9 protein-coding genes and 1 tRNA gene are annotated in these 10,027 nt (G+C 43.2%); 3 read left to right on the forward strand and 7 right to left on the reverse strand.

From position 1 onward, the window contains the following. Window positions 1–78: 78 nt before the first annotated feature. Window positions 79–648 (forward strand): biotin transporter BioY, encoded by a 570-nt coding sequence (locus QZZ41_RS11585; protein ID WP_295072173.1) that lies wholly within the window; start codon window positions 79–81, stop codon window positions 646–648. A gap of 34 nt (window positions 649–682) precedes the next feature. Here QZZ41_RS11585 and QZZ41_RS11590 read toward each other — a convergent pair whose 3' ends face one another. The 6 genes from QZZ41_RS11590 to aroB all read right to left on the reverse strand — a co-directional run bounded on the left by QZZ41_RS11590 (window position 683) and on the right by aroB (window position 6,119). Beyond that, complete coding sequence (locus QZZ41_RS11590; protein ID WP_295072175.1) at window positions 683–1,531, reverse strand: patatin family protein; 849 nt, start codon at window positions 1,529–1,531, stop codon at window positions 683–685. Window positions 1,532–1,624: 93 nt separating this feature from the next. Continuing rightward, complete coding sequence (locus QZZ41_RS11595; protein WP_295072177.1) at window positions 1,625–2,101, reverse strand: GNAT family N-acetyltransferase; 477 nt, start codon at window positions 2,099–2,101, stop codon at window positions 1,625–1,627. A gap of 78 nt (window positions 2,102–2,179) precedes the next feature. Continuing rightward, window positions 2,180–2,773, reverse strand: coding sequence for a DUF4364 family protein (locus QZZ41_RS11600; protein ID WP_074716904.1), 594 nt, complete (start codon window positions 2,771–2,773; stop codon window positions 2,180–2,182). A gap of 10 nt (window positions 2,774–2,783) precedes the next feature. Further along, window positions 2,784–3,863, reverse strand: coding sequence for a chorismate synthase (gene aroC / locus QZZ41_RS11605; protein ID WP_295072181.1), 1,080 nt, complete (start codon window positions 3,861–3,863; stop codon window positions 2,784–2,786). Then, window positions 3,844–5,076, reverse strand: coding sequence for a 3-phosphoshikimate 1-carboxyvinyltransferase (gene aroA, locus QZZ41_RS11610; RefSeq protein WP_295072184.1), 1,233 nt, complete (start codon window positions 5,074–5,076; stop codon window positions 3,844–3,846). The genes aroC and aroA overlap by 20 nt, the downstream gene beginning before the upstream one ends. Window positions 5,077–5,078: 2 nt before the next feature. Beyond that, window positions 5,079–6,119 (reverse strand): 3-dehydroquinate synthase, encoded by a 1,041-nt coding sequence (aroB, locus tag QZZ41_RS11615; RefSeq protein ID WP_295072187.1) that lies wholly within the window; start codon window positions 6,117–6,119, stop codon window positions 5,079–5,081. A 344-nt stretch (window positions 6,120–6,463) separates the two neighbouring features. Between aroB and QZZ41_RS11620 the strand changes: the two genes are divergently transcribed. Continuing rightward, window positions 6,464–8,152 (forward strand): bifunctional diguanylate cyclase/phosphodiesterase, encoded by a 1,689-nt coding sequence (locus QZZ41_RS11620; protein WP_295072191.1) that lies wholly within the window; start codon window positions 6,464–6,466, stop codon window positions 8,150–8,152. 486 nt (window positions 8,153–8,638) lie between these two features. Further along, a tRNA-Leu gene (locus tag QZZ41_RS11625) sits at window positions 8,639–8,721 on the forward strand. Between the two features lie 46 nt (window positions 8,722–8,767). On the opposite strand, the gene QZZ41_RS11630 is transcribed toward QZZ41_RS11625, so the two are convergent. After that, window positions 8,768–9,562: a site-specific integrase gene (locus QZZ41_RS11630; RefSeq protein WP_295072194.1), complete on the reverse strand. Its 795-nt coding sequence runs from the start codon at window positions 9,560–9,562 to the stop codon at window positions 8,768–8,770. Window positions 9,563–10,027: the final 465 nt, after the last annotated feature.

Here is a 10,027-nt window from a genome sequence, read left to right on the forward strand (position 1 = left end):
AGATCTTATAAAAACCGAAATACGCAAAATTCGTCACAGACGATACGCGCTTTCATATCACGTAAGGAGTTGTATTCAATGGTCGATAATACGACAAAAGGTAAAAAAATCAGTTTTACAACAAAAGAAATGGTACTTACAGCCATGTTCGCAGCAATAATGGCTGTTTGCTCATGGATATCCATTCCCATAGGCACTATCGCCATTACATTGCAGACATTCGCTATTTTCTGCGCACTTTGCATTCTCGGCGGCAGAAACAGCCTTTTCTCCATACTTGTATTCATACTTCTCGGAGCTGTTGGACTGCCTGTTTTTTCAGGATTTAAAGGCGGTATAGGAGTTCTTACAGGTCCCACAGGAGGCTACATATTTGGATTTATATTCATGCCGATAATTTACATGGCAGGAGAAAAGCTTTTCGGAAAGAAGTTTGCCGTAAAAATTATCCTTCTTCTCATAGGACTAATCGTCTGCTACACATTCGGCACAGCATGGTTCATATTCGTATGCTCAAATAACGGAAATTCAATGCCGCTTTCAAAGGCTTTGAAACTCTGTGTAACTCCGTTCATACCATTCGACATTATAAAACTGGTTCTTGCTCTTATCATTTCAGACCGCGTAAAAAAATACGCTCATATATAATATCGCCTGACCTGTCTGATATCAGACAGGTCTTTTATTTTTCAAGAAAAGCTTTCAGCTCATCAAGGCATTTTGTGGCTGTACGCCTGCCTATACGATAGACCTCACGCATCACATCGGAATCATGCTCCACATGACCTACTGGCAGTTTTTCGGGCGGAGCTATTACAAAGGCTCTCCCCTCTTCTTCCTTACTGCGTATGTACTTCAGCTCGCTGTTGTACATCTTATGGCGATTTTCGGCAGCCTTTATAAGCTCGGGATATTTGTGATATCTCAACTTCATAAGCTTCATTCCGCTTGCAGGCTTCTTTACGTAGTCACGGGGCTGAGTAAGTACGACAACGTTCTTTTCACAGCCGCGGCTCTCCATAAATTTAAGCGGTATTGAGTCGGAAATACCGCCGTCAAGCAGCTTATGTTCACCTATTTTTACTATCCTTGCTGCAATGGGCATTGAAGCCGATGCACGTATCCATTCGAGCTCGTTGTAGTCGATATTTCCGCATTTATGGTATACTGCCCTGCCTGTGGTTATGTCAGTGCAGACTACCCAGAAATCCATAGGAGATGCATTGAAAGCTTCCGTATCAAATATATCCAGCTTGTCGGGAATTTCATGATAACAGAATTCAGAGCCGAAAAGGTCGCCTGTCTTTATGTATGAAAACATACTGCAATAGCGTTTATCCTTGCAAAATCTTGTATTGTAGCGTATCGCCCTGCGTATCTGTCCCGACTTGTAGTTGCAGCCGAAAGCTGCACCTGCGGAAACTCCCACAGCTGCGTCTAATTTTATATCGTTTTCCATGAGGATATCAAGTACTCCTGCGGTGAAAAGTCCGCGCATAGCTCCCCCCTCAAGAACAAGTCCGTATTTCATATATTTCTCCTTGTTTAGTTGATAAGTGGTTAGTGCATAGTGATTAGTTACGAGATAAATAATCTTTCTATATCTCAAAATCATGCATTATAATTAATCGCTATCCACTATCATTATGTATTCTTCATCGTTTTCAGAAACTGTCTTAAATCCTACCTTTTCATACATTTTCACTGCATAATTGGCTTTCTGGACTGCCAGTGACAGCCTTTTATAGCCTTTTTCAGCATAAGAAGCTATGATCGCACGCATAAGTGCCGTTCCGATGCCTTGTCCTCTGTATTCCTTGTACAGTGATATGGCAAGTGACGGTGTTTTATCGTCTATATGCCCGTAATCGTTCATTATACGTCCCCAGACAGCCCCGACGATCTTTCCGTCTGCTTCCGCAGCAAGAGCCATGTCGCCCTTTCTTTGCCCGAAATCCTCTGTATATACCTGCAATTCGGGCTGCTTGATTATCTCTCTCGGCGGCGGAGCTGCGCCCTCGGGGATAAATATTGCTTCATAGAGAAAATCAGACAGTACCGAATATTCTGTTTCGGATAAAGGTCTTATGCAGTATTTCATTTATTTCTCCATATTCTGTGATTGCTGTTAACTAATAACGTATTAAGAAAGGAGCTGCCAAAACAGCTCCTTAAATTGTCAATTGTCACTCAGGTCGTATGGCGGTTCTTCATTTGAGAGCGCAACTTCTATTACTTTTCCGTAAAATCCAGCAGGATTGAGCAGTATCTTCTCACCTATGAGCTTTGCCTGAGCAAGGTCGGGAGCATAGAGCTTGAGATCCATAAGGTCAAAATTAGTATCTACGCACCTTACATGGATATAATAGCCGTTTCCAACAGGCTCATACTCTATTTTCAGTTCCTTTTCGTACTGAACACGGGCAAAGTATCTCAGTGCCGCAAGCACAAGCTTGTCCCTGTAGGACTTTGGAGCATAGTTTTTAAGCTGTTTTGCACATTCTCTGCCCTTTGGCTGGAGTATGTAGCAATCCTCGCCACTATCATCCTTTTCGGAAGTTATATGGCCGTTTTTCAGCAGATAGCCGATCGAGTCCTGATAATAGAAGTAATTCACCACGCCCGTACCGATAGCTATATCATAAAGCTGGTCGGGACTTACAGGTCTGTCTATCTTATAAAGCAGATAACACAGCAGAATATTCAGCGTCGGTACATCTTTTATTTCGATATCGGCGCGTTCTGCCATTTTCATTATGTTTTCGTCCTGCATAAAAGTCACCTTAACAGAAATTTGGGAAATCCAGCATATGTGAAAGAAGCGCGATATTAACAGCTGCTTCAACACATGGTACAGCCGAAGGGATAGCACATGGGATATGCTTTTCGCTTTCAGCCGTCTCACTGGTCATATCACGGTAATTAACAGCGTTCTGAGTCTGTGGGATATACTCCGAGGGCTTGAAAGCCACTCTCAGTGTAACAGGCATACCCGAGGATATACCGCCGATGATACCGCCGTGATTATTGGTCTTTGTAAGCACATGACCGTGGTCGTTGACATAGAATTCGTCATTGTTCTGGCTTCCCACCATTTTTGCCGAAAGGAAGCCTGCTCCGAACTCAAGTCCAGTAACGTTGGGGATACCGAATATGAGCTGAGCAATGGTATTTTCAAGACCGTCAAATATAGGCGAGCCTATTCCCGCAGGAACATTCACAGAAGCACACTCGATAACGCCGCCGAGAGACTCTCCTCCCTCGTAAGCCTTATTGATATCCTCTATCATCTGCCAGCCCTTGCGATCGTTTATAACAGGAAAATCCTTCATTCTCACGCTGAGAACACCGTCCCTTGTGATATTTACAGGGTCGTAGGGATTGTCCTTTACATTGTGTATCTGTAGTATATGAGCACCTGTATAGATGCCGCGTCTTTCAAGTATCTGAGCGCAGACTGCTCCCGCAAAGCACAGCGGAGCTGTGAGCCTGTCCGAGAAATGTCCGCCGCCTCTGACATCATTGAAGCCTCTGTATCTCATTGCACCTGTATAATCTGCATGACCGGGACGCACAAGATTGTCCGTCTCTTCATGCTGAGGTGCAGATGTATCAGTATTTTGCAGGAATGCACAAAGCGGAGTACCTGTTGTACGCTCATTGAAAACACCTGACATTATATGAGGCATGGAATTTACGGCAGTCTGACCGCCGCAGGAATATCTTCTTGCCATGAAGCGTGCAAGCTCCTCAGCATCTATATATTCTCCAGACGGGAGATTATCCACTGTAACACCTATTGCAGGTCCGTGGGCTTCGCCGAACATGGAGACAGATATCCGATTATTCCAGAATGATGACATTAGCTTTACCTCCGAGCATTTTGTAGTCGTCAAAGAAAGCAGGATAAGACTTTTCAGCCGCCTCAGCACCCTTTATGACCACTTCTCCGTCGATACAGGTAGCTGCAATGGCTGCTGCCATAACTATTCTGTGGTCGCCGAAGCTGTCAACTGTACCTCCGTGCATAGCTCCCGTAGGCTCGATGATAAGTCCGTCATCTGTAACGGTAACATTTCCGCCCAGTGAATTGAGCAGAGCCGCAGTAGTTTCAAGGCGATCGCTTTCTTTTATTTTAAGACGTTTAGCATTGTATATTACTGATCTTCCGCTGCCGAAAGCTCCAAGCACCGCAAGTATAGGAACAAGATCGGGAATATCAGAGCAGTCAGCGTTATAATTGCCAATATTGCCATTATAACACATATCACGTATAATTTCAAGGATTTTCTTGTCGCCCTGAACACTGTTTTCATTAAGATTATGAAGTTCTACCTGTGAACCGAGAGCATTTGCAACACAGAAAAATGCTGCCTGAGAGTAATCTCCCTCGATCTTTTCGTCATGTGGCTTGTACTTCTGTCCGCCTTTTACACGGAAGCCGTCATCAGTTTCCTCAACTGCTACACCAAAACGGCGCAGAGTATCAATGGTTATGTCAACATAGGGACGTGATTCAAGATGTGATGTAAGGATTATCTCTGAATCGCCCTCAAGAAGAGGAAGTGCAAAGAGAAGTCCCGTGATGAACTGTGAGGAAACATCGCCCTCTATCTCAAATCTTCCGCTTTTAAGTCCGCCCGAAACGGTAAAGGGCATGGTGTTATTATAGTCGAATTTTACGCCGTTTTTGCCAAGCTCTCTTGTGAAGATATCGATCGGTCGCTGAGGAAGCCTGCCCCTGCCATGAAATTCCGTCTCTTTGCCTACAGCAGCTGCAATCGGTATAATGAAACGCAGTGTTGAACCGCTCTCGTTACAGTCAACGATGCACTTATCAGCAGGTCTGCCGCCGTTGCCCTTAACGGTGATATCCTCGCCGTTTACTTCAAACTCAGCTCCCAGAGCTGTCATAGCACCTATGGTAGCTTCGATATCCTTTGACATGGTAACTCCGCTGAGATGCGAAACTCCGTCAGCAAGTGATGCGCATATTATGGAACGATGAGCACAGCTCTTTGAAGCAGGAACGCTGAGACTGCCTTTCAGCTTTGAAGGAGTTATTCGTATATCCATTCTCAGCCCTCCATAAGTCGACAGAATTCAGTGAAAGGCACTTTCACGATCTCGCCCTTGCCTATCTCTTCGCAAATGATATAGTTGATATCCTTTGCCTCATTCTTCTTGTCCTTTGAACAGAAAGGAAGAAGCTCTTTCATAGGGATATCACTTCCTGTAGGCAGCTTATAAGCTGCGCATACCTTTTTCAGTCTGTCGGAAAGCTGAGGTGCAAGGCGGTCTGTTATCATGCACATACCTGCTGCAACGCCCTCACCGTGGAAGATGCCTTTATAGTTGTGCCAAGCCTCAATGGCATGACCGAGAGTATGACCGAAATTAAGCACCATTCGCTCTCCCCTGTCACATTCATCGTGTTCAACTATGATACGCTTTATATCAACACATTCATATACCATTTCGTCCATTATCTCATCAACTGTACTGAGATCATGAGACTCCATAAGCTCAAAGAGCTTTTCATCGCGTATCATACCGTATTTTATGCACTCACCCATGCCCTCTGCAAGAGTCTCCTCAGGCAAAGTCTTGAGTATATCACTGTCGCATATAACGAGTGCAGGCTGCTTGAACGCGCCTACAAGATTTTTGCCGCCTGCAATATTTATTGCAGTCTTTCCGCCCACAGATGAATCCACCTGCGCAAGAAGTGTAGTAGGTATCTGCACGAATTCTACGCCCCTGAGATAGGAAGCTGCGGCAAATCCTGTAATATCGCCTACAACGCCTCCTCCGAGAGCGATCACGATATCACTTCTTGTAATATTGCTCTTACAGAGGAAATCATATATATTTCCGAGGTTTTCAAGGCATTTTGACTCCTCACCATTGGGAAAAGAGTAAACACTGCACTCAAAGCCCTCTTTCTTCAATGAGTCAAGAGCTGTCTGCAAATGCAGCTTTTCAACGATATCATCGGTGATAACAGCTGCTTTGCGTGACTTTGTTACGTTTGCAATATATTTTCCGCACTCAGCAAGTGCTCCACGCTCGATCAAAACTTCGTAAGGATGACTTGTCCTTACATTTATCTTTCTCATAAAAAATGACCTCCTGTCAATGATGAACGCTGTTTTCACAGCAAAAAGCTTCATAAAAATTATACCATACACCGCCTTAACTGTCAACACTTTTCCACTGTAAAACTTTTATTCGCTGAATTATAACTTTTTTGATGACATTAATAATTGTTTTGTGCTTCAGCTGCTTTTGCGCTGTTTTAATTGTGCATCTTCGATAATATTATTTAAAAGCTCCGCAAAACTTGTGTAATTTACATTATGTTAATAATATATACATTTTTTCCGTTCCATCATATGTTATAATAGTTTTGTATATAATGCAAATCTGATACAGACATTGTCTGTTTTCGGAGGGGATATGAATGAATACAAATGAGTATCTGACCGCGCTGGAAAATTTCATCAATAAAATGCAGCAATTGAATTCTGCTACTCCTGTACAGATATCAGAAGCAATGGCTGAGCTTTGCTGTGTCCTGAAGATCGGAAAAGTTGAACTCTTTGCCTATGAGAATGAAGCATCCGAGCATTTTGATATGCCCGATACTCAGTGCTTTTATGACTGCGGCAATTCTTCAAACAGCGAATACATAAGCAAACGTATCGTTACCGTTGACGAAAATATCGGAGTTTATAAAATTTACATCAGAAATGATGTCCCCCAATGGACGGACGAAGAACGCAGCAAAATAGATACCTTCATCTCTCTTTTCAGCACTTTCAGCGGTAAATTCAGACTTCTCAAGCTCACCCAGCATATGACATTCTTCGACAGCGAACTGAATATGCACAATCTCAGGTATTTCATGAAGTGCGGCAAAAGACTGTGCAAATCAGGTAAAATAGATAATTATACGGCTGTAAGATTCAATCTCAAACGCTTTTCTGTTGTCAATCAGCATATCGGACGCGAAAGCGGTTCCTTAGTCATGAAAAAATTCATCGGCTATATCTCCGATCTTCTCGATGACGAGAACGAATCTGTTTGCAGGATCGGCGGAGATAACTTCATAACCCTTATAAAAAGCTATAAGCTCCAGAATGTTCTGAAAATACTCAACGGCTCAGGCGTTACATATGACGAAAAGCGCAATGAACGTATATACATCTCCGCTACAGTCGGCGTTTATATCATACAGAACAATGACACTGTCATACTGCCCACAGATATAATGGACAGAGTAAGTCTTGCTTACAGTCTTGCAAAAAATTCCGCCAAGATCGACATAGCGTATTTTGATGATATGCTTCTTGCTCGTAGCAAGAGAAACAATGATATCACTGTAAGCTTTCCGAAAGCTCTTGAAGAAAGAGAATTTCTTGTATACTACCAGCCCAAAGTCGCTATCAACGGCAGACACGTTGCAGGTGCAGAAGCACTGTGCCGTTGGATGCATAACGGTCAGCTCGTGTCTCCGGGTGAGTTCATACCTGTACTCGAACAAGGGCGTGATATCTGCAAACTTGATTTCTATATGCTCGATGCAGTATGCAAGGATATACGCAGGTGGCTCGACAGCGGCAAAGAGGTCGTCCGCATATCTGTAAACCTGTCACGCCGTCATCTGTCTGATATGGATCTTCTAAAGCATATCGTTGACATCGTTGACAGAAACAATGTGCCTCACGAGTACATCGAGATAGAGCTTACCGAAACTACCACAGACGTTGAATTCAAAGATCTGAAGCGCACTATCGGAGGTCTGCAAAAAACAGGTATTTCCACATCTGTTGACGATTTCGGAGTCGGTTATTCTTCCCTTAATCTCATCAAGGAGATACCGTGGGACGTACTGAAACTCGACAGAAGCCTTCTTCCTACGGAAAATGACGAGAATCCACTTCAAAAAATCGTAATGTTCAAATACATCGTTGCTATGGCTCAGGAAATGGGACTTGAATGTATTTCCGAGGGAGTTGAAACCAAAGAACAACTGCAGCTTCTTGCTGATAATAACTGCAACCTCGCTCAGGGCTTCTATTTTGACAGACCGCTGCCCGTAGAGGAGTTCGAGACACGGCTTGATAAAAACTATGTATATGACAAATAATAAGGCTGCCTGAAAAAATGGCAGCCTTAATTTGTAAAAAACTATTGACATTATTTTTATCATATGTTATAATTATAACAATGTGCCGGTGTGATGGAATTGGCAGACGTGACGGACTCAAAATCCTATCAGCATTTTTTCAGGATTTGAGTACCTATTGTTTTTCAGCATCGCTCTAACGGCTTACCTACGAGGTTATCTGATAGCTTTGGTAGAACGGACTTGTTCGTGTTTCCGTTTTTTCTACCATTTTTCTACCGATTTTTCGTGGTTCGTTTACAAATTGACGTTTGATTCAAAATCCTCTTGCCATTCTTGACGGTTTTGAATTTTGACTGATTTTAACATCGCTCTAACGGCTTAACCACGAAGAATTATGAAGATTGTGGTAGAAAGAACTTGTTCGGTTCTTTTTTATTCTACCTTATTTCTACCGAAATATCAGTTTCCTTGAAAACTGTCTTTCTGATAAAAAAATCAATATGTGCCGATGTGGTGGAATTGGCAGACACGCTTGACTCAAAATCAAGTACGAAAGTGTGCGGGTTCGAGTCCCGCCATCGGCACCACTAAATTCAGCGTAGAATCGGGCTTTTCGTAAGCTCGGTTCTTTTTTTATGCGTTCTCATCATTGCTTGTCGGCGTGTTACTCTTTGCTTTACCGCTTGCTTCTTCCGTATCGGGATTGCAGGCACCAAGAGCCTGAGCGATAGCATCTGCCGAGGACAGCTTTGAATTGAACTCCAAGTGACTGTAAAAATCAGCAGTTACCTGGAATGTAGAATGACCTAACCACTCCTGAATTGCTTTCATCGGAACACCATTAGCAAGCAGAAGGCTTGCACATGAATGTCTGAGATCGTGGAAACGGAGCTTCTTGAGTCTGTGCTTCCTGATCATACTTGCGAAGTGGTCGGTTACATAAACGGGTGTGATAAGATTACCGAAGTTGTCGGTGCAGATATAATCATCATAATCATGACAGTATTCGTGCTTCATGAGCTTGGAGAGATATTCGTTTCTCTCTTTCTTCTCTTTCAGAAGATCTCCTATATAAGGTATAAGCGGAAGTGTTCTGTAACTCGCTCTTGTCTTGAGCTGATTATGGAACTTAGTAACTCCCTTTCCGTCCTCTCTTACAGTATAAGCCTTTTCACGAATAGTGATCGTTTTCTTGTCGAAGTCGATAGCGTCCCACCTCAGACCGATGATCTCGCTGCGGCGAAGTCCGTAATAGGCTGCGATAAGCACCACGATTTCCATACGATCTCCTCTGAAAGCATTGAACAGCAGTCCAAGCTCCTGTTCGTTATAGAACATGCCTAATCCAAGCATTTCGCTTACGTCTTTGACTGTCACAATATCAGGGTATTTGCTAAAGAGCTTGTCATAGGCTTCATAGTCCGTCATAAGCCAATCCTCCTTATCCCTATATCTCGTAGTTATAGCCTTGATGAATATTCAATTTTCAAGTTGCTTTGCCGTAAGAACGGCAGTACATCGTCTATCCGTTATTTTTATGCCCGAAATTGATGTACTGTTGGCAGCTTCCCCTGAATCTCAGAAACGGGGAAGCTCCCGACAGCATATCGCTGTCAAACTGATAGGAGATTTCATAATATGAGATGATATCGGCAATGCCTGTCTCTTTAACGTACAGGCACTCCCGACAGCATCTCTGCTGTCATTTGAAAATAAAGGAATCATACTTGATGGCTTTTTAAAGATGGGGACGGTACAGAAATGGAAAAAAATGCACCGTCCCTTAACTCGGAGGTAACAGTATGTCAGAGGTCGTTTATTTCCTCTCACACCGCATAGAGGTCAATGCCCTCTATACATCAACCGAGAAATTTGCGTTTTTGGGGTTGATTT

The sequence above is a fragment of the Ruminococcus sp. genome (genome assembly GCF_016283395.1).

What these genes read in the sequence shown, in the direction of transcription:
- QZZ41_RS11585 (WP_295072173.1), top strand. Translation starts at nt 79, where the DNA reads ATGGTCGATAATACGACAAAAGGTAAAAAAATCAGTTTTACAACAAAA.
- QZZ41_RS11590 (WP_295072175.1), bottom strand. Translation starts at nt 1,531, where the DNA reads ATGAAATACGGACTTGTTCTTGAGGGGGGAGCTATGCGCGGACTTTTC.
- QZZ41_RS11595 (WP_295072177.1), bottom strand. Translation starts at nt 2,101, where the DNA reads ATGAAATACTGCATAAGACCTTTATCCGAAACAGAATATTCGGTACTG.
- QZZ41_RS11600 (WP_074716904.1), bottom strand. Translation starts at nt 2,773, where the DNA reads ATGCAGGACGAAAACATAATGAAAATGGCAGAACGCGCCGATATCGAA.
- aroC (WP_295072181.1), bottom strand. Translation starts at nt 3,863, where the DNA reads ATGTCATCATTCTGGAATAATCGGATATCTGTCTCCATGTTCGGCGAA.
- aroA (WP_295072184.1), bottom strand. Translation starts at nt 5,076, where the DNA reads ATGGATATACGAATAACTCCTTCAAAGCTGAAAGGCAGTCTCAGCGTT.
- aroB (WP_295072187.1), bottom strand. Translation starts at nt 6,119, where the DNA reads ATGAGAAAGATAAATGTAAGGACAAGTCATCCTTACGAAGTTTTGATC.
- QZZ41_RS11620 (WP_295072191.1), top strand. Translation starts at nt 6,464, where the DNA reads ATGAATACAAATGAGTATCTGACCGCGCTGGAAAATTTCATCAATAAA.
- QZZ41_RS11630 (WP_295072194.1), bottom strand. Translation starts at nt 9,562, where the DNA reads ATGACGGACTATGAAGCCTATGACAAGCTCTTTAGCAAATACCCTGAT.